Annotated in this window: 19 protein-coding genes; 17 read left to right on the top strand and 2 right to left on the bottom strand. The window is 29.3% G+C overall.

The genetic code is table 11. The annotated features are described in order from the left end of the window. Positions 1 to 29 precede the first annotated feature (29 nt). The 10 genes from Q326_RS0103125 to Q326_RS0103080 all read left to right on the top strand — a co-directional run bounded on the left by Q326_RS0103125 (position 30) and on the right by Q326_RS0103080 (position 10,094). On the top strand, positions 30 to 1,448 hold the full coding sequence (locus Q326_RS0103125) for a hypothetical protein (RefSeq protein WP_026894067.1): 1,419 nt from the start codon (positions 30 to 32) through the stop codon (positions 1,446 to 1,448). A 112-nt stretch (positions 1,449 to 1,560) separates the two neighbouring features. Beyond that, the gene (locus tag Q326_RS0103120) at positions 1,561 to 1,785 is read left to right on the top strand and encodes a FeoA family protein (protein ID WP_034600922.1); all 225 of its coding nucleotides are present in this window, start codon (positions 1,561 to 1,563) and stop codon (positions 1,783 to 1,785) included. Positions 1,786 to 1,817: 32 nt separating this feature from the next. Next, positions 1,818 to 3,812, top strand: a complete 1,995-nt coding sequence (gene feoB / locus Q326_RS0103115) for a ferrous iron transport protein B (RefSeq protein WP_026894065.1) — start codon at positions 1,818 to 1,820, stop codon at positions 3,810 to 3,812. A gap of 49 nt (positions 3,813 to 3,861) precedes the next feature. Further along, positions 3,862 to 4,014, top strand: coding sequence for a FeoB-associated Cys-rich membrane protein (locus Q326_RS18130; RefSeq protein ID WP_084489507.1), 153 nt, complete (start codon positions 3,862 to 3,864; stop codon positions 4,012 to 4,014). A 176-nt stretch (positions 4,015 to 4,190) separates the two neighbouring features. Next, a complete protein-coding gene (locus Q326_RS0103105) occupies positions 4,191 to 5,189 on the top strand; it encodes an acyl-CoA dehydratase activase-related protein (RefSeq protein ID WP_051531043.1) in 999 nt (332 codons plus the stop codon). After that, a complete protein-coding gene (locus tag Q326_RS0103100; protein ID WP_026894063.1) occupies positions 5,161 to 6,270 on the top strand; it encodes a CoA protein activase in 1,110 nt (369 codons plus the stop codon). The genes Q326_RS0103105 and Q326_RS0103100 overlap by 29 nt, the downstream gene beginning before the upstream one ends. Continuing rightward, the gene (locus tag Q326_RS0103095) at positions 6,242 to 7,228 is read left to right on the top strand and encodes an acyl-CoA dehydratase activase (protein WP_205687637.1); all 987 of its coding nucleotides are present in this window, start codon (positions 6,242 to 6,244) and stop codon (positions 7,226 to 7,228) included. The genes Q326_RS0103100 and Q326_RS0103095 overlap by 29 nt, the downstream gene beginning before the upstream one ends. A 70-nt stretch (positions 7,229 to 7,298) precedes the next feature. Beyond that, entirely contained in the window at positions 7,299 to 7,760 is a 462-nt protein-coding gene (locus Q326_RS0103090) for a nucleoside recognition domain-containing protein (RefSeq protein ID WP_245592049.1), read from the top strand. Between the two features lie 14 nt (positions 7,761 to 7,774). Continuing rightward, complete coding sequence (locus tag Q326_RS0103085) at positions 7,775 to 8,239, top strand: nucleoside recognition domain-containing protein (protein WP_245592048.1); 465 nt, start codon at positions 7,775 to 7,777, stop codon at positions 8,237 to 8,239. Positions 8,240 to 8,387: 148 nt separating this feature from the next. Further along, complete coding sequence (locus Q326_RS0103080; RefSeq protein WP_026894059.1) at positions 8,388 to 10,094, top strand: ABC-ATPase domain-containing protein; 1,707 nt, start codon at positions 8,388 to 8,390, stop codon at positions 10,092 to 10,094. Positions 10,095 to 10,130: 36 nt separating this feature from the next. Here Q326_RS0103080 and Q326_RS0103075 read toward each other — a convergent pair whose 3' ends face one another. Then, positions 10,131 to 11,108 (bottom strand): hypothetical protein, encoded by a 978-nt coding sequence (locus tag Q326_RS0103075; RefSeq protein ID WP_026894058.1) that lies wholly within the window; start codon positions 11,106 to 11,108, stop codon positions 10,131 to 10,133. Between the two features lie 182 nt (positions 11,109 to 11,290). On the opposite strand from Q326_RS0103075, the gene Q326_RS0103070 reads away from it, so the two are divergent. The 7 genes from Q326_RS0103070 (at position 11,291) to Q326_RS0103040 (ending at position 19,873) form a co-directional block, all read left to right on the top strand. Beyond that, on the top strand, positions 11,291 to 12,619 hold the full coding sequence (locus Q326_RS0103070) for a hypothetical protein (protein WP_026894057.1): 1,329 nt from the start codon (positions 11,291 to 11,293) through the stop codon (positions 12,617 to 12,619). Positions 12,620 to 12,728: 109 nt separating this feature from the next. Beyond that, the gene (locus Q326_RS0103065) at positions 12,729 to 14,477 is read left to right on the top strand and encodes a 5'-nucleotidase C-terminal domain-containing protein (protein ID WP_051531042.1); all 1,749 of its coding nucleotides are present in this window, start codon (positions 12,729 to 12,731) and stop codon (positions 14,475 to 14,477) included. A gap of 301 nt (positions 14,478 to 14,778) precedes the next feature. Continuing rightward, positions 14,779 to 15,390: a lactate utilization protein gene (locus Q326_RS0103060; protein ID WP_026894055.1), complete on the top strand. Its 612-nt coding sequence runs from the start codon at positions 14,779 to 14,781 to the stop codon at positions 15,388 to 15,390. 22 nt (positions 15,391 to 15,412) lie between these two features. Next, positions 15,413 to 16,570 (top strand): cysteine desulfurase family protein, encoded by a 1,158-nt coding sequence (locus Q326_RS0103055; RefSeq protein WP_026894054.1) that lies wholly within the window; start codon positions 15,413 to 15,415, stop codon positions 16,568 to 16,570. Between the two features lie 13 nt (positions 16,571 to 16,583). Then, on the top strand, positions 16,584 to 17,753 hold the full coding sequence (thiI, locus tag Q326_RS0103050) for a tRNA uracil 4-sulfurtransferase ThiI (RefSeq protein WP_026894053.1): 1,170 nt from the start codon (positions 16,584 to 16,586) through the stop codon (positions 17,751 to 17,753). Positions 17,754 to 17,867: 114 nt separating this feature from the next. Next, on the top strand, positions 17,868 to 18,461 hold the full coding sequence (locus Q326_RS0103045; protein WP_026894052.1) for a TetR/AcrR family transcriptional regulator: 594 nt from the start codon (positions 17,868 to 17,870) through the stop codon (positions 18,459 to 18,461). A 68-nt stretch (positions 18,462 to 18,529) separates the two neighbouring features. After that, on the top strand, positions 18,530 to 19,873 hold the full coding sequence (locus Q326_RS0103040; protein ID WP_026894051.1) for a radical SAM/SPASM domain-containing protein: 1,344 nt from the start codon (positions 18,530 to 18,532) through the stop codon (positions 19,871 to 19,873). A 47-nt stretch (positions 19,874 to 19,920) separates the two neighbouring features. On the opposite strand, the gene Q326_RS0103035 is transcribed toward Q326_RS0103040, so the two are convergent. After that, complete coding sequence (locus tag Q326_RS0103035; RefSeq protein ID WP_026894050.1) at positions 19,921 to 20,766, bottom strand: DMT family transporter; 846 nt, start codon at positions 20,764 to 20,766, stop codon at positions 19,921 to 19,923. Positions 20,767 to 20,893: the final 127 nt, after the last annotated feature.

The following is a 20,893-nucleotide window of genomic DNA, read 5'->3' as shown; positions in this document are numbered from 1 at the left end:
TTATATTAGAATAAAAGGGTGATTTTATTATGCAATCTAAAACTTGTGAACACAAAGAAAGTAATAGTAGAGAGTTAATTAATAAAATAGCATTAGAAAAAGAAAAAATAGTTGATTATGTGTATCTATTATCTAAAATAGAAATACTAGAGATGAATAAAGAGATACAAGAAATAAGAAATACGGAGGATTTAAGGCTTGATGAATTGCAAAATGATAACGAGAATTTAGATGAATTTATAGATAGGGTCCAAGAAGAAATAGATTTAGTAAATGGAAAAAGTAGCTCCCATGAAAAAATATCAAATTTGAAGAGATTAAGAGCTCAATGCATAAATCATATAGAGGTTATTTCTCTATATCTTATAGAATTAGATTATATAAAGGATATACTTGAAGATATATTGAAACATGGAAACCAAAATCTTGTCTATGAAAATACATTTAATTTGAATCAATTTTATGAAGATGTTTTGAAATTTTTAACACAGGATATGGACATGCTCTATGATAAAATTAAGGATATAATAGAGGTCTTACCATTTAGAATGACAAGAGATAAATATTATGATATCGTTAGAAAAAGTATATTTAACGGACTTAAGCATAGTAGTAGGATTGAGGTAGACATAGTTCTTAAAAGGTATAGAACTACTTTTAATGGGACATTAGGGAAGGATTATGGATGTTCATTTGACCGATTTTTTAGAAATACTCAAAATTTTAAAAGAGATAATTATCCTGAAAAGTCAATTGATTACATAAGCAAAAGGTATCAAAGCATAAAAGAATTTATTGGAGAAATTAATTTGATTTATGGTATAATTAGACAGTGTGGAATGATTTTAAATAGAATAATTTTAATAGAAGAATTAAAAGTTGATAATGAAACCTTTAAGGTTAAAGATTATGTTAATTTACAAAAAGGGTTAATGAATTTGTATGAAAGTAAGAAGTTTTCTAATAATAAAGATTTTTTTCAAAAATATGAAAAAAGTATAGACAATATTAAAGAGGATTTTGTACAATCTAACTATGGTTTCACAGAATTATTACAAAGATATTATGATGAAAATGATGAAGATGATGAAATATTACAAATTATAATGGAAGTTCAAAAGATCTTGGCATATTTTAATGATTATTATATAGAAGAAGAAGTCTTAATGATTTATGACGATAGAGAAGAAGTTGATGAGTATTATTTAGAGGAAAATATTGAAAACTTCATAGATTTCATGGATAGAAATATGAAATCTATGACTAATATACAAAGAAAAGCCAGGATGAAAAAGATATTATCACTATTAGACAAGCCCTTTGAAGGACCAGAAGATTTCTATAAATATTTAAAAAGTAGTATTGAGTTCAGCACTGATAATATTAAAAAAACAATTATTATGAATGATATTGCAAAGATAATGAATAGATATGAAAAGTCTGCTTAAGTGCAGATTTTTTCCTGTTCAAATTAAATTCTTATTGACATTTTTTTTACTATTTGATAGTATTAAAGTACGAAAATGATAATCGTTATCATCATATTTAGGAGGAATGGATATGCCACTATCATTTGTAAAATCAGGTCAAAAAGTTATATTAAGAGATATATCATGGGGCCATAAATTTAGAAAAAGGCTTCAAGATATGGGATTAACAATGGGAGTAGAGTTTAAGATAGTAGCCAACAATCTAAATGGAGCAGTAGTTATAAAATTAAGAGATACAAAGCTAGCCATAGGAAGAGGTATGTCTGAAAAAATATTAGTTGAGGAAATTATATAAACTAGGGGCTAGAGTTTAAGGAGGCATAATACTTGGATAGAACAGTGAATATAGCACTTGCAGGTAATCCCAATAGCGGTAAATCTACAATGTTTAATCAACTAACTGGTTCGAAACAATATGTGGGAAACTGGCCAGGAGTTACAGTAGAAAGAAAAGAAGGTAAAAAAAAGTACAATAATTATAATTTAAATATAGTCGATTTGCCAGGAACTTATAGTTTATTGCCTTTTTCACTGGAAGAAAGGGTGGCTAGAGATTATATAATGGAAGGCGATCCTGATGTCATAATAAATATAGTTGATGGCTCTAATTTAGCTAGAAATTTGTATTTGACTTTACAACTAATAGAATTAGGTAAACCTGTTATTGTTGCATTAAATATGATAGATGTAGCTGAAAATAGAGGAATTGAAATAGATTTTCAATTATTGCAAAAAGAATTGGGTGTGCCTATAATTCCTGTGATTGCTAGAAAGGGAAAAGGCATAAATGAATTATTAGACAAAGTGATAGATTTTATAGAAGGCAAAGAGATATTTAAACCAAAAGATTTTAATTATGGACAAGATATAGAAAGATATATAGATGAATTATCTAATGAAATTATAAAAGAAGGAAGTTTTAGTGGTTCTAATATTAGAGGTATTGTTATAAAGATACTTGAAGGGGATAAAGATTTAGAGTCTATTGTATATAATAAAGATTTAAAAAAGTTATATACAGGAAGAATGAATAATAATGTGACAGTTGCGGATAAGAGATATGAACTGATAGATGGAATCGTTTCTAATGTTGTAACCAAAAAAGGCGAAGATGAAGATACAATATCGGATAAAATAGATAGAGTGTTGATGAATAGATATTTTGCGTTACCTATTTTTGCATTAATGATGTATGGGGTATTTTGGTTTACATTTACTGCAGGAGGATTTTTTCTAGAAAAAATAGATATATTTTTTAGTCAAGTTTTGACTTTATATGTATCGGATTTATTAAACAATATGTCTGTGGCGCCATGGCTAATATCATTAATAGTGGATGGAATAATTGGCGGTGTAGGAGGAGTACTTACTTTTTTACCTAATATAGCATTTCTATTTATAGCTATATCAATACTTGAAGATAGTGGTTATATGGCTAGAGTTGCATTTATAATGGATAAAGCTATGAGGAAGATAGGATTAAATGGAAAGGCCTTTATTCCTATGATAATGGGATTTGGGTGCAATGTACCTGCTATTATGGGAACAAGAACCTTAGAAGATGAGAAAGATAGACTGACTACAATTTTAATTAATCCTTTTATGTCTTGTGGTGCAAGACTACCTGTATATACATTGTTTGCATCTGCGTTTTTCCCAGGAAATGAATCTAAAGTAGTTTTTTCTTTATATATATTAGGAATAATTATAGCTATTATTATGGGGCTTATATTTAAAAAGACATTATTTAGAGGAGAATCCAGTGCATTACTTATGGAACTTCCCCCATATAGGATGCCTACATTGAAAGGTGTAGTTATAAATGTTTGGGATAAAGTGAAAGGGTTCTTAACTAAGGCATCTACAGTTATATTTGCAGCATCAATTATTCTTTGGATTATATTAGGATTTAATATTTCAGGCCCTTCAGATATGGCTAGTAGTTTTGGGGCTCAGTTTGGTAAAATTATAGCCCCTATATTTAAACCTATAGGGTTTGGTACTTGGCAGATGGGACTATCTCTTATAACGGGATTACTGGCTAAAGAGGTTGTAGTAAGTAATTTATCTATAATATATGGTTTAGGAGAGACGCCCAATGTAATAGAATTTGCCAAGGCTTTAGGACCTGAGTTTACAAGTGTATCTGCATATGCCCTGTTAGTTTTTATTTTATTATATACACCTTGTGTAGCTGTTATAGCAGTTATAAGGAGGGAAACTAACTCTTGGAAATGGGCAATTTTTTCTATGGTTTATCAGTTTGCTGTAGCATGGATTGTTGCGTTTATGGTTTATAGAATAGGTATTTTACTATTTTAATAAGTTAGGATATTGGAAATTGTTTTGGAGCAATTAAGGAGATGATTTTATGGGAACTTTTGTTACCGTGTTACTGACCTTGCTCATAGCGGGATATAGTATATATGTTATAAATAAACATATAAGGAATAGGACTAAAGGTCAATGTAGTGGTTGTTCTTCTTGTCCATCATCTAATATGTGTAGTTCTAAAAAGGAGTAGAAAATAGTTAGTAGTTCGTGGTTAGTAGCTAGTAGTTGATAAGGAAAATCCTATAGGTTTTCCTTATCAACTACTAGCTTTTATTTTTTATTATCGTGATAATAGATCTGGTAATAATCCGAGACTTTGTTTTCAAGGTCTTTTTTTATGTTTAAATTTATTTAGTTATAGTTTTGATGAATTCAGTCAATAATAAAAAATGGTATAAAAATTATATAGTTAGGAGGGGTACTATTAAAAAAATAGGGATACCCAAAGGATTACATTATTATGATTACCATTTTATATGGAAAAATTTTTTTGAAATGTTAGGAGTACAAGTTATTACTTCAACTGATACTAATAAAAATATTTTAGATTATGGTGTTAAATGTTGTGTAGAAGGGGCATGTTTACCTATAAAGATATATCATGGTCATGTTCAGCAGATAAAAAAAGAAGTTGATTATCTATTTATACCTAAAATAATAAGTTTAGGAGATGGAGAGTTTGAATGTCCTAAAATTTTAGGTATAGCGGAAATGGTAAAACATTCTATAGAAGATATTCCACCGATTATATCTCCTAAGATCAATATCAGAGAAGGAAAAAAGGCATTGATAAAGGCTGTACTTAATAGTGGAAAGTATTTTTCTAATAATCCATTTAAAATATTAAAAGCTTATGAAGACAGTATTAAAGAATTTTATAAATCAAAAGATATATTTTCAAGAAAGTTGTTTGAAAACAGCAAATTAAAAATGTTAGTATTAGGGCATTCGTATAATATAGAAGATAAATATTTAAATATGGATATTTTAAATAAAATAAAAAGGATGAATATAGAACCTATTACTATGAATATGCTAGATGATAATGATACGAGAAATTTAGAAGAAGTATTTAAGAATAAGATGTTTTGGACAACAGGGCGAAAAATAATAGGGACTGCTATTAATAGATTATATGAAGATACTATTAATGGGATAATATATATATCATCTTTTGGATGTGGATTAGATTCTATATTGATTGACATAGTACAAAGGGAAGCACAAAAAAAGGGAATTCCCTTTATGATATTAACTATAGATGAGCACACAGGTGAAGCTGGTATTAATACAAGGATAGAGGCATTTGTAGATATGATAAAATGGAGGGGTTCAGGTGAAAATTACTTTTCCACACATGGGTAATGTTTATATAGCTATTAAAGGGGTGTTAGAAGATTTAAACCAAGAAGTTATATTGCCGCCAAGATGTAGTAAAAGAACATTGGAAATAGGTACTAAATATTCTCCAGAGTCTATATGTTTACCTCTTAAAATTAATATAGGTAATTATATAGAGAGTATAGAAAAAGGAGCTGACACTATAATAATTGTAGGAAGTAATGGCCCTTGTAGGTTTGGTTTATATTCATTGCTGGAAAAGAATATATTAATGGATTTAGGTTATAATGTTGATGTGATATCCTTTGATCCACCTAATGGAAACTATAATTTATTATTTAAAAACATTGAAAAAATAACAGGTACAAAAAATATGTACCAAGTACTAAAAAAGGTGAATATAGGCAAGAAAATATTAAAAGATATGGATAATCTTATGGATATATCTAATAAAAAACGTGCTCATGCATATGAAAAATATAAAGTAGATAATCGAATGAATAGTTTTTACCAATCTATAGAATATGTACATGGCTCTAATGAGATATTAAATCTTATTGATAATACAATAAAGGATATATCAATTATAGAAGAAAATAAAGAAAAAGACTGTCTAAAAGTTGGTATAATTGGAGAAATATATACTATAATAGAACCTTTTGTTAATTTGGAAATAGAAAAAAAATTAGGGCATATGGGAGTAGAAATAGAAAAATCCTTAACTCCATATAAGTGGGTAGAACACCATTGGGGCAAGGGAAGATTGGGGATTGGAGAAGAAGTAAGAAAGATAAAAGAAGCAAAACCCTATTTAAGTACATTGGTAGGTGGCCATGGTAGAGAAACAGTGGGAAGCGCTGTTTTATATGCTAAAAAAGGATTTGATGGAATAATTCATATATTGCCTTTAAATTGTATGCCTGAGATTGTAGCTCAGACCATATTGCCTACAGTAGAGAAGGATTATAGTGTACCTATATTGACACTAATAGTAGATGAAATGACTGGTGAAGCTGGATACAATACTAGACTAGAAGCATATATAGATTTACTGAAAAAGAGGAGGGAACATGCTAATGATAAAGGGATATTATATGGGAGTTGATGTGGGGTCAGTAAGTACAAATGTAGTGTTATTAAACGAAAAAAATGAGGTAATATTTAAAAAATATATAAGAACTCAAGGCAAACCCATTATTAAACTTCAACAGGGCTTAAAGGAAGTTAAAGACTTTTTAGGCAATGATTTCAAAATAAAGGCTGTGGGCACAACAGGTAGTGGTAGACAATTAGCAGGGACTATATTAGGTGCAGATATTATAAAGAATGAAATAACTGCTCATGCTGTATCGGCAATTAATTTTATGCCCGATGTAAATACTGTATTGGAAATAGGAGGCCAAGATTCAAAGATAATAATTTTAAAAGATTCAATAGTTGTAGATTTTGCTATGAATACAGTATGTGCTGCAGGTACTGGTTCTTTTTTAGATAGGCAAGCAGGAAGATTGGGTATAGATATAAAAGAATTTGGAAATATAGCTTTAAAATCTAAAAATCCTGTTAGGATTGCAGGGCGTTGTGCTGTATTTGCTGAATCAGATATGATACACAAACAGCAATTAGGTCATAATGAAGAAGATATAATACGAGGGCTATGTGAGGCATTAGTTAGGAATTACCTGAATAATGTTGGAAAGGGTAAGAATATTAAACCTCCTGTAGTATTTCAAGGGGGAGTAGCTGCTAATTTAGGAATAAAAGAGGCCTTTGAGCGGGAGTTGGGTAGCGAGATATTTGTACCAAAACATTATGATGTAATGGGGGCTATAGGTGCTTCTATATTGGCTAGAGAAGAAGTTAAGAAAACGAAAAAAACTAAATTTAGGGGAATCAATATTGCTGATATAAACTATAAAATTAAGGGATTTGAATGCAGTGGTTGTTCTAATCTCTGTGAAATTGTAGAAATTTGTGATGGAAGCAAAGTATTAGCTAGGTGGGGAGATAAATGTGGCAAATGGACAAATGCAATGGATTTAGATGACCATAAATTAGCATAGAAGATGTGGTAATTTACATATATGCTGTGGTATAATAGCACTATATGTAGAACTAAAGGGGGAGAAAAGATTGCACTGTAATCATGCACAAAATGGCAAAAGAAAAAATAACATAAATCTATATGATACCTTATTAACGGGATTTAAAACTGGAACTAATACAACTTGGATATTAGCCAAGATTGTTGTTCCAGTATATTTTTTTATTACATTTTTAAAACATACAGGTTTTCTAGATTGGATGGCAAATGCTTTTTTACCACTTATGAATTTATTTGGGCTTCCAGGAGAGGCAGCTTTAGTGTTAGTTTTAGGGAACTTTTTAAATTTATATGCAGCTATAGGGGCTATAGCTTCTTTAACATTAACATCAAAGCAGATTACTATACTTGCTATAATGTTGTCATTTTCCCATAGTCTTTTTATGGAGACAGCAGTAGTTAAAAAGGCAGGAGTAAATGTTGCAATTATTTTATTTATAAGGATAGGACTAGCATTAATTTCGGGTATATTATTGAATATATTTATTTAAAGAGGGGTGAAAATGTGGATATAGGATTATTTATGAAGGAAAGTTTTATAGAGAGCTTTAGAGCTGTATTTACAATAGCTAAAATAGTTATTCCTATGATGATAGTTATAGAAATATTAAAAGACTATAAAGTTTTGGATAAAATATCAGATAAATTGAGGCCTATAGCAAAATTATTTAATATATCAAAAAAATCTACATTACCTCTAGTTATAGGCCTTGTATTGGGCTTAGCATATGGTGCAGGAGTAATAATTAAGGCTGTTAATGAAGGGAATTTGAAGAAGAAGGATTTATATCTAGTAATAATATTTTTGGTTTGTTGTCATTCTGTATTGGAAGATACTTTAGTGTTTGTGGCTGTAGGAGCAAATGGTTGGTTTCTAATTACTGTAAGGCTATTAACTGCTATAATATTTACTTTTATTGTTGCAAAAAATATAGACAAGATATTAAAAAACAATAAAGAAATGTCGTAATAAATTTTAAAAAATAAAATAGCAGTATAAATATATAGATAAAATTTGTTGTTAAAATGTTTATATATAAATTTGAAAAAATATATAGATTTAGATATATTAAAGATATCAGAAATATGAAACAAAGTAACAAAGGGAGTGTTATTAAATGAAGGATATGGAAAATTTAAGACAAAAACTTAAAGGAATTGATGGTAGAGGATATAAGGCATATAAAGACATACAAGGTAGTTATAATTTTTCTGATTATATTTTATATGTTGATTATGTACAGGGAGATCCTTTTGCATCACCCAGTAGATTTAGGATAAGGATGAATATTAATAAAGTAGGAATACCTAAAGAATTTTTTGATAATAAGTTTAAGAAAATAGCTGTTGAAGACTTTTTGAATAGATCCTTTAATAGAGAGATCAGGAGTACTGTAAATGGTAATCGAGGTACAGGGAAAAGTGGAATGATAATGATAGACAGTGGTGGACAAGAGATGTTGAACAGAACAGCTGTTGAGATAAATAATGAATATGTTGAAGTGAGATTTAGTGTAGGACTTCCAGCAAAAGGCAGAAGAATATTAGGATTACAGGCTATAAAGATGATTTTTGAAGAAATTCCCCATATATGCAAAAATGCAATTATGTATAAAAATATCAACAAAACACTGCTTATGGATTATGTAAATTTAGCAGTAGATCAAGAGCATCTAAGAAATGAAATGAAAAAAAATGGTTTAGTTTCATTTATAGCCAACGGAGCTATATTGCCCAGAGAAAGTGGTGTAAGTGATAAGCCTATGAAGGGAAAGAATGTAGTACCGTTTGTATCGCCTAAGTTTATGGAATATGAATTTAACTTACCCAATAGAGGTCATATAAGTGGCATGGGAATAAAGGAAGGGGTTACCCTTATAGTAGGGGGAGGATACCATGGAAAATCTACCCTATTAAATGCAATAGAACGAGGGGTATATAACCATATACCCTATGATGGAAGGGAGTTTGTATTGACAGTAGAAGATGCTGTAAAGATAAGGGCTGAAGATGGAAGAAAGGTAGAAAAGGTTAATATCACACCTTTTATATCTAATTTACCCTATGAAATATCTACAGATGAATTTACAACAGATAATGCCAGTGGTAGTACATCTCAAGCTGCTAATATTATGGAAGCATTAGAAATTGGTTCAGGACTTTTACTGTTAGATGAAGATACCAGTGCTACTAATTTTATGATAAGAGATGGAAGAATGCAGGCATTGGTCTCTAAAGATAAGGAGCCAATAACACCATTTATAGATAGAGTTAGACAGTTATATGAAGAAAAAAATGTGTCTACGATACTAGTAGTGGGGGGTTCAGGAGATTATTTCGATGTTTCTGACAATATTATAATGATGGAAAACTATACACCCTATGAGGTTACAAGTAGAGCAAAAGAAATCTGTAACATTTATAAAAATGTAAGAAAAAAAGAAAATATACAAGGAATAGGAGAAACAAAACATAGAGTTCCAATAAAGAGTAGTTTTAGATTATCGGGTAAATCTAAAATAAAAACAAAAGGTATACATAGAATACTCTATGGAAGGGAGTCTATAGATTTATCATTTGTTGAACAACTGGTAGATAATAGTCAAACAAACGCTATATCCAATATACTTAGATTTATGTATAGGGACTATTTAGATAAAAATTATTCATTAAAAGAAATAATAGATAATATAATGGAGGACATAGAAAGAAAGGGTTTAGATATAATTTCTCCATTTAATACACCATTAGGTGATTTAGCTAAACCTAGACCTTATGAAATTGTTGCTGCTATAAATAGATATAGAAAACTTGAAATTAGATGAGAAAACCACAAATCATTTTGATTTGTGGTTTAATTGTTACTCATCTAATGGAGCATCTTCTTCGTCTAATTCAGTAGATTGAACGCTACAAGATTCATTACAATGCCTAACACTATTTTCATCTATCTGTTTTGGGAATAGTGTTGGGAAAGTATTACAAATTGGAGAAATCTCAGCAGATAATTGAGGGAATCCTGTTGACAATACACAAAGTTGAACAGGTACTATTATTTTCTTTTCACATGTAATACATAAAGATAATAAAAGATTAGCAGATACTGCTCCAGTTCCTGGATTTACTATTAAATCTCTAGCAATATTATTTGTTGCCAATCTAGGTTCACATCTGACATTACAGAACTCAGCAAATCTTGGGAAAAATGCTCCATCATATACTGAAGGGATACATAATTCAAAGAAATTTGTTAATACAAGGGGATCACTGACAGGTGCAACTGGTGCCCTTGCTGTTAAGGTAGCTCTACATCTTTTTTCACAGTTATCAGTAAATAATACATCTATTTCAACAATTACAGCCCCTGATATTTCAACATTTTGAGTTCCAAATATTGGAGTTCCTTTGCATTTATCATCACAGTTTTCAGTATCTGCAAATATAAGTTTTTGACTTCTAAATCCATCGGGACCTACAGCCCTTATTTCTTTACCATGTTCATTCTTTACAAATTCTCCTCCTGAAATTTCTGTGTCAAGATTTAATCTTAGATTCTTAGGATCTTTTATATTACATGGGTTAAAGAATTTTTTACACCTAATATCTAATACCCTTATTATCCTTGCCCCTCTACCTAATGCTGGGCTTAAGCTTAGATTTGCTACAGTTCTTAATCCTTGAAGATTGAAAAGTGCTGCATCATAGACTTTCTGTACATATATGGGTTCAGCCTTTACATTACGAAGGGAACCATTAAAACTACAACCAGTATTAGCAGTACAACATTCTTCAGGCAAAGATAAATTTATATCATTTGAATTATTTCCGCAACTAGTCACAAATATCTCCTCCTTATTAATTTCATATTAAATACCTTTTCATATTTATAGTATATTCATAAAGGCTTTATAGTGACACTATGAAGTACAATACAAATAAAAAAATAGTTATTTTAGTAATATTTATATGAATTTAAAATAAATATTTTTATATGAGGATATTTTAAAAGGAGGATATAACTATGGCTTTTTCTGATATATTGAGGAAAGTAGTGGTAGACAGTTATGGAAATCTATACTATTTCTACAAATCAAAAAATAATATACATTTGATAAGTTTTTATAAAAGTCAAGGTAATGTAAAAGAAGATTTGATTGCAGATGATTCAAATAAGAACTTTGATGTAAAGATAGATTCTGATGACAGGTTATATTTAGCTTATCAGGATTTAAATAATCAGATTATATTAATAAATAAAGATGAAGAAAAAATTGAATCGAAACACCTAATTGATGAGGAAAAAATACATGATATAAAGATTGCAATAAATGGTGAAGAGATAATGATTTTTTATATAATTTTAGATGAAAATGCAAGCATGACTTATAAATGTAAATGTATAAAGGTCAATAATGAAAATATAGAGATGGAAGAAGTCTTTCAATCTAATTTTAGAGAAATAATACATCCTATAATATTAGTTGAAAATGGAGATGAGGTAATTTGTAGTTATCTTGATTTATCAAATGGTTATGAGCAAATATTTATAAAGGTATATTCTTGGTCTAAAGGCATGTGGAATAAAGAGATTAAATTAACAGAGAGCTTTAAAAATAAAATATATATGGATATGTTACTTAAAGACGATTATGTTTTTATAACTTACTGTGAGTTTATAGAGGGTAATTTAGCAGTAATTTTAGACAAATATCAATATAACAAAGGAAAATTTACTTTGCAAAGCCATGAAATTTTATCTAATAAGGAAAATTGTACATATCCTACATTGATATTTACTAAGGATCTATTATGGGTAGTATGGGTGGAGTATAATCATCTTATGAGTAGATACTCTACAAATTATGGTAATACATGGAGCGATATATACCTCTGGAAAAAAACTAGACAAGAAGCCTTTTTAAGATATGAATTCATTTCTAATAATCAACAAGAATATAATTTTAACTATTCATTTGGGTTAGACTATCCAGATATATCCTTTTTAGGATTTGGAGCATTAGAAAATGTAGAAAAAGTGCCCTTGAAACAAAAAAATAAAGCTGATGAAAGTATATGTTTTAATTTAAATGATGATATGGATGATATAAATGATATGGATAATGATATGGATAATGATATGGATGATATATATGTAGAAAGAAAAAATCATATAGAAATTTTGAGTGATGAAGAGACAAATACTGTAGACTTAGAGTATGAAATAGAAAGTATAAAAAAAGTTGTGTCAGAAATATCAAAAGACAATAATAAGATTAATGCTCTAGAGGAAAGGATATCAAGAATAGAAGAATATTTGAGAAAAAAAAGAAGAGGACCCTTTAGATTTTAATATATAATTTTTGTAGAACAAATAGTTATATTTACATAAAAATGGGTATAAATATATTGTTTTAAATAATACAAATGTTTAGGTAAAAAAAGAGGGAGGCTGGATAATAGTGTTTAAGAAAAGAATTAGTATCATATTGATTTTAGCTCTTGTATTTACAATGGTTATGCCATTGAATCAATCCTTGGCTTCAGAAGAGGCAGTAAATATAACAATAGTACATACTAATGATACTCATGCTAGATTGGAAGAAGGTAATTATGATGGTATGGGGTTCGCTAAAATTGCAACTAAGCTGAAACAATTAGAGACAGAGAATAATAATATATTATTGCTAGATGCTGGTGATGCATTTCATGGGAATCCTTTGGCAACCATAGCCAAGGGAGAATCCGTAATGAAGGTATTTAATAAAATCGGATATGATGGTATGGTTCTTGGGAATCATGATTTTAATTATGGAAAAGATAGAGCCAAAGAGTTGATGGATATTTCTAATTTTGATATTTTGGCTTCTAATGTAGTTGAAGAAGATAGTAAAAATAACTTTACTAAAAAATATATTATTAAAGAAATAGATGGAGTAAAAATAGGCATATTTGGCCTAGCTACTCCAGAAACAAAAATAAAATCCCATCCTAGAAATACAGAAGGACTTGAATTTTTAGATCCAGTTGAGGCATCAAGAGATATAATAAAGGAATTAGAAGATAAGTCAGATGTAATAATAGTGTTATCCCATTTAGGGATGGGAGAAGATACTAAAGAAGGATGGAGAAGTGATTATTTAGCTAAGAATGTTAATGGGATAGATTTAATAATAGATGGACATTCCCATACTAATTTGCCACAGGGAATGATAGTTGATGGTACGTTGATAGTTTCAGCATATGAATATGATAAAGCGCTAGGCATAGTAAAAATGACATATAAAGATGGAGACATAACTATGGATGCATCTTTATTCACAAAGGAAGATGCATCTAATATAGAAAAAGATGAAGAAATTTTGAATTTAATTAAAGAAATCAAAGATGAAAATTCTATAATAACGTCACAGGTAGTAGGCAATACACCCTCTATTTTAGTTGGAGAAAGAGAAGTTGTGAGAAGAGGTGAAAGTAATTTAGCTAATCTCATAACAGATTCTATGAAATATCATACAAATGCAGATATTGCAATAACTAATGGTGGAGGTATAAGGGCCAGCATAAAGGCTGGAGATATAACTAAAAGCGATGTTTTGACAGTATTACCCTTTGGAAATTATGTAATAACAAAAGAAATAAAGGGAGAAGATATAAAAAATGCTATAGAATATGGAGTAAAGGCATATCCAGAAACGAATGGAGGATTTCCACAGGTATCTGGGTTAACATATGAATTCAACCCAGACAAACCAGAAGGTCAAAAGGTTTTAAATATAAAGGTTAATGGCAGAGAATTAGACAATAATAAAATGTATGTAGTAGCTACTAATGATTTTATGGCAGCTGGTGGAGATGGCTATGAGATGTTTAAAAAGTATCCTGAGTTGAAGATTTATAAAGCGATGGATGAGATTTTAGTGGATTATATTGCTGAATTTGGTACAGAGAATATATCAGAGGATTCTAGAATAATAGTTACTCAACAGGCAAAGGCAGATAAAATTGAAGTAGAGAAGGTAGAAGAGATTAAAGAAGAAAAAGAGGAACAGTCAGTTGAAATGGATACTTATAATGTAAAAAAAGACGATGTGCTTTGGAAAATAGCAGAAAAATTTGGTATCACTTGGGAGAGATTGGCTGAGATAAATGAACTCAAAAATCCTCATTTGATTTTTATAGGTCAAAAACTATTAGTTCCACAAAATTAAATTTGTACAAAACAAAAAAAGGCCTCGGTGGCCTTTTTTTGTTTTGTACATCTAATATTAGATATACACGATTATAAAACCGTTCAAAAGGGGTATTGGGAATAGAGATTTTTGAGGTTACCAGGGGGATAACCATTACAGATTATAACAAAAAACGACAGAACAATCAAGGGGTTTTTCAAAAATAAAATTTAAATATTATTTAATTAGCATATTATCAATGGATATATGAAGTTTACTTTATTGTTTATAATTTTTTATATATAATAATAATATAGTTTGAAAATGGGAGGTAGATATTATGAGTGATACAATAAAAGATACGATGGATAGATTAAATAAAAATGGTTTTAATGTAAGTTTTTTTGAAAGTCTAGATGATGTAAAGAAAAAAGTATTATCAGAGATATCTTCTGAAGATTCAATAGGGTTTGGTGGTTCTATGACTATTGAACAATCGGGTATTTATGATGAGCTTAAAAATAGAAATAATGAAGTATATTGGCATTGGAAGGTTGCACCAGATAAGAGAAATGCTGAAAGGATTAATGCTTCTAACGCAACAATATATATTACAAGTACTAATGCTATAACAGAGGATGGGAAACTTGTAAATATAGATGGAGTTGGAAATAGGGTGTCATCTATGTTTTATGGTCATAATAAAGTATATATAATTGCAGGTATGAATAAAATAACTTCAAATCTAGAGGATGCTATAAAGAGGATAAAAGAGGAGGCATGTCCAAAGAATGCAGAGAGACTGGATTTGAATACTCCTTGTAGGTATACTGGAGTTTGTAATGATTGCCAATCGAAAGATAGGATGTGCAATGTAACAGTAATAGTAGAGAAATGTCCTAAAACTATAGAAATAAAAATTTTATTGGTAAATGAAAAATTAGGCTTTTAGTCTAGAAATAGAGGTGAAAAAAATGGAAGTTTATTTAGATAATAGTGCTACTACTAAACCTAGAGAAGAAGTAATTGATGCTATGAATTATATGCAATTTAAATGTTTTGGGAATCCATCATCTCTTCACAGGATGGGATTGAATGCAGAAAAGAAGATTAAAGAGTCTAGAAAAATAATATCAGAATTTTTGAAAGTAAAAAGTGATGAGATATATTTTACATCTGGGGGGACAGAGAGCAATAATATAGCTATTCAAGGTATAATAAATAGATTTTCTAAACAGGGAAAACATATAATAACTTCCCATATAGAACATCCATCTGTGTTAAATGTTTTTAAAAAGTATGAATCTAATGGATATAAAGTAACATATTTAAAAGTGGATAAAAATGGTCTTATAGATTTGAGACAGTTGGAAAATAGCATAACTGATGAAACAATATTGATATCTGTAATGGCTGTAAATAACGAAGTAGGGACTATACAACCATTAAAATATATTAGTGATATAATAAAGAGAAAAAAGGAAAGCATAAAATTTCATGTTGATGCTGTTCAAGGATTTGGAAAGATAGAATTATATCCAAAAACTTTAAATATAGATACTCTTTCTTTTAGTGGACATAAGATTCATGGTCCAAAGGGAATAGGAGGACTTTATATAAAAAAAGGGCTAAATTTAAATCCTATGATTTATGGAGGAAATCAAGAATGGGGAATAAGATCGGGTACGGAAAATACTCCAGGGATAGTAGGGTTAGGTAAGGCTGTAGATATTATAAAAGATAGTTTTGATACTCATATCATGAAAATGAAAAAAATAAAGAAGTATTTTATTGAAAAGGCATTATCTGAAATAAAAAACATAAATATAAATGGATTTATTGATGATAATAGTGCTCCACATATAGTAAATATATCCTTTAATGGAATAAGGGGAGAAGTACTTTTACACTATCTGGAGCAACAGGGCATTTATGTATCTACTGGTTCAGCGTGTTCATCAAAGGGTAAGAGAGGGAGTCATGTACTTAGGGCAATGGGACTAGATATGAAAAAAATAGAAGGTGCTATAAGATTTAGTTTTAGTCAATTTAATACTGAGAAGGATATAGATTATACTATAGATAAATTAAAAGAATCAGTAGAAGACATAAGACAAATAACTATGAGATAAAGGAGAGAATTTGATGGATAGAGTAATAAGTATTAGCTTTGGAGAAATAGTGCTTAAGGGAGGTAATAGAGGTTATTTCGAAAAAGAATTAATAAAACATATAAAAAATTCTATAAAGGATTTAGGAAAGGCAAGGGTATATAGAGAACTGGGAAAAGCCTATGTAGAAGTAGATGAAATTAATATGGACAATGTAATAAAAAGACTGGTAAAAGTATTTGGAATAGTTCACATAAATCCTGCATATAGAGTAGATAAAGATATAGATATAATAAAAAATGCTTCAGTGAAGGTAGTAAAGGATATTATAAAAGAAAAGGGATTCAAAACATTTAAAGTTAAGGTAAAAAGAGCAGATAAAAAATTTCCTATTAAATCTATGGATGTAGCTAAGTTATTAGGAGGAGAGATACTAAAAAATGTGGATGATTTAAAAGTGGATGTCCATAATCCAGATATGTATTTGTATATAGATATAAGAGATAAAGTATATTTATATACCGAAAAGATAAAGGCCTATGGGGGATTACCTATAGGAACCAATGGTAGAGGTCTTCTTTTACTTTCAGGAGGCATTGATAGTCCAGTAGCAGGTTTTATGATAGCAAAAAGGGGAGTAAAGATAGATGCTATTCACTATCATAGTTATCCCTTTACCAGTGAAAGAGCAGAAGAAAAGGTAAAGGCTTTAGGAAGTATAATAGCAAGATATTGTGGAGAGTTTAATTTATATTCTATTAATTTGCTAAATATACAAAAGGAAATAAATAAAAACTGTCCTGAAGATGAAATGACTCTTATTTCAAGAAGATTTATGATGAGAATAGCAGAAAGGGTAGCAGAAAGGGAAGGCATAGATGCATTAGTGACAGGAGAAAGTCTCGGGCAGGTGGCTAGTCAGACTATAAAATCTTTAAATGTTACTAATTCAATAGTTCATATGCCTATTTTCCGGCCATTAATTGGAATGGATAAAACCCAAATAATGGATATATCCCATGATATAGAAACATATGAAACTTCAATATTACCCTATGAGGATTGTTGCACAGTATTTTTACCTAAACACCCTGTAACGAGACCTAAATTAGAAGATATAGAGGATTCAGAAAAAAGTTTAGATATAGAATCATTAGTAGATGATGCATTGAATAATATGAAAATAATGAAAATAAAACCATAATAATTAAAAAATATTTCCCTATTTTTTGTCGAAGATTATAGTTTGTTGACAAAAGATAGGGAAGTGATAAAATAAAATTGAAATAAATATACATATATATAAAGGAAGAAAAAAATGCCCAAGATAATTGATTATAATTTAAAAAGACAAGAAATTGTTCAAAATGCTTTATATGTATTTATTGATAAGGGATACCATAAGACACGTTTTTCTAATATAGCTAAACGGTGTGGTATGGGGAGAACTACTTTATATCAATATTTTAAAAATAAGGATGAAATATTTTATTATGTTGTAAAAAAGGGAATAAAAGCATTTAAAGAAGAGTATGAGAATATACTTAATAATGAAGAATTAAATTATATAGATAAAATTAGTGAACTTGTATCTACAGTAGTGAATGATAAAAGTAGAGACGGTATTATGATAATATTTATTGAGTTATGGTTAATATTGAGAAGAGAGCAAAATGAAATAGAAGATAGTTTAAGAGTACATATAAAAGAGCTAAGACATATATTTAAATCTTTATTAATAAAGGCTAAAGAAGAGGGGGAAATAAAAGATGTAGATGCTGAGACCATGTCTTTAATATTGTATGCTATGATAGAATCTTCAGCACTTCAAAGGTTCTGGAATAGTAATATTGATTTGGATAAGTATATATTATCTATAAAGACTTTAATCAATGGATTAAAGAAAAATTAATTTTTTTAACTTTTTTTAGACAAAGGTGTCAATAAAAAATTAATAGGATTTAATAAAGGGGGATTATAATGAAATCTGCAAAAAAATTGTTGAGTTCCATGGTTATTGAAGAGGGATTAGGATATATTGAAAAAAATCCCATGGAAAATCTGGAAAAAGCTTTGAATTGGGCAGATAAATTGGTAGAGTTAGAAAGACATAAAAATGCAGTTAAAGTATTTAAGAACATTTGTAATGACAAAAATAGCAACTGGTATAAATTGATAGAAAGATTTTTTAATGACATTAACCCTAAAGTTAGAAAAAAGTTTTTAACAAACTTTTTTTTGAACTCTGTTATTAGTGGAATACCTATGAAAGAAAGGCTACAAGAAGAGTATGGATGCAATATTCCTTGGGCTATACTGATGGATCCCACCAGTGCTTGTAATTTAAAGTGTACAGGGTGTTGGGCTAGTGAATATGAAAAGACAGATTATTTATCAAAAGAGCTATTAAATAATATTGTAAAACAAGGCAAAAAATTAGGCATTTATATGTACATATTTTCAGGAGGAGAGCCTTTGACGAGGAAAAAAGACTTGCTTGAGTTAGCTAGAATACATAATGACTGTATGTTTATGGCGTTTACCAATGGAACATTGGTAGATGAAGAGTTTGCAGATGAATTAGCAGAGGTGGGGAATTTTGCATTGGCTATAAGTGTAGAAGGTTTTGAAGAAAAAACCGATATGCGAAGGGGAAAGGGCACCTTTAATAATGTGGTAAAAGCTATGGAATTATTAAAGGAAAAGGGTGTAATATTTGGATTTTCTACATGCTACCATAAATACAATACTGATGAAATAGGTTCTTCTAGATATATAGACTTTTTGATAGACAAGGGGTGTATGTTTGGATGGTATTTTACATATATACCTATTGGAAAAGATGCTGTATTGGATTTATTAGCTCAACCAGAACAGCGGGAATATATGTATCACAAAGTTAGAGAATTTAGAAGCAATAAACCCATATTTGTATTGGATTTTTGGAATGATGGAGAATATGTAAATGGCTGTATAGCAGGTGGGAAAAATTATTTACACATAAATGCTAATGGAGATATAGAACCTTGTGCATTTATACATTATTCAAACTGTAATATAAAGGATGTAAGTCTATTAGAAGGACTACAATCCCCTATTTTTAAAGCATACAAGTCTAATCAACCATTTAACAAAAATCATCTTAGACCTTGTCCATTATTGGATAACCCTAAGGAATTGAGAAAGATAGTTAATAGTGTAAATGCATATTCTACTCAACCCATAGATAAAGAAGATGTAAATGATTTGACAAATAAATGTATAGAGATATCAAAACAATGGGCAGAAACGGCTTCTTCATTGTGGAAGGAAGACGATAAATAAAATATGGAAATCTTAAGATTTCCATATTTTATTTATATTATTATTTATTACTGTTTTCCATAATAATAGTTAATGATGCCTGCTACAATAATAGCTATTCCACCTAATATGCTAAAGCTATCAGGTATTTCACCCCATATAGTTAAGCCTATAAATGTTGAAAACACTATATTACTATAAGTATATATGGACAATTCACCGGCTGGAGCAAATCTATAGGCATTGGTCATTGAAAATTGAGCCAATGTAGCAAATAAACCTAATAAAAATAGTAGTAGAATTTCAATGCCAGTAGGCATAACAAAATTTCCATAGAAAACAAAGGGACCAGTTATTATTGTAGATAAAAGAGTAAAATAAAAAACAATTATTTCAGATGTATCAGTATGCCTTAAATGTCTTATGATAGTGTATGCCACTCCTGCAAAGAGGGCAGAAAATAGTGCTGATAATGAAGGGACTAATGTCAATGTCAGTCGTGGTTTAATGACAAAACCAGCACCAATGATAGCTAATACAAGAGAAATAATCTGAGTTTTTTTAATTTTTTCATTCAAGAAGAGAAATGAAAAAATTATTACAAAAAAAGGAGACATTTTATTCAGCATTACAGCATTAGCCAAAGGTATTTTAGAAGATAATGAATAAAAATATAGTCCTACTCCCATAAGCCCAAAAATACTACGGAGTAATAAAAGCTTTTTATTGTTTCCCTTTAGAGATTGTTTTTTTCTAAATAGTATAAAGGAAGCAACAAACAACCCAAATAAATTTCTGAAAAACATTTTTTCTACTACAGAGATATTTTCCAAAGCCTTAACAGTGGCTGCCATCATGGCAAAAAATAAAGCAGATAACAATATAAGAATTATCCCCTTTTTTTTATCAGTCATAAAAATCCTCCTATTCTTTTATTTCCATAACTATTTTACACTATTTATATAATATGTAAAGTGATATAGAAGGTTTTAGTTAAAATGTATAAAATTATATGGCTATTATTGTAATGATGCCAATCAA

This window comes from Clostridiisalibacter paucivorans DSM 22131, assembly GCF_000620125.1.
Lineage (GTDB): Bacteria > Bacillota > Clostridia > Tissierellales > Clostridiisalibacteraceae > Clostridiisalibacter > Clostridiisalibacter paucivorans.
This window is presented reverse-complemented; position numbering and strand designations above follow the sequence as displayed.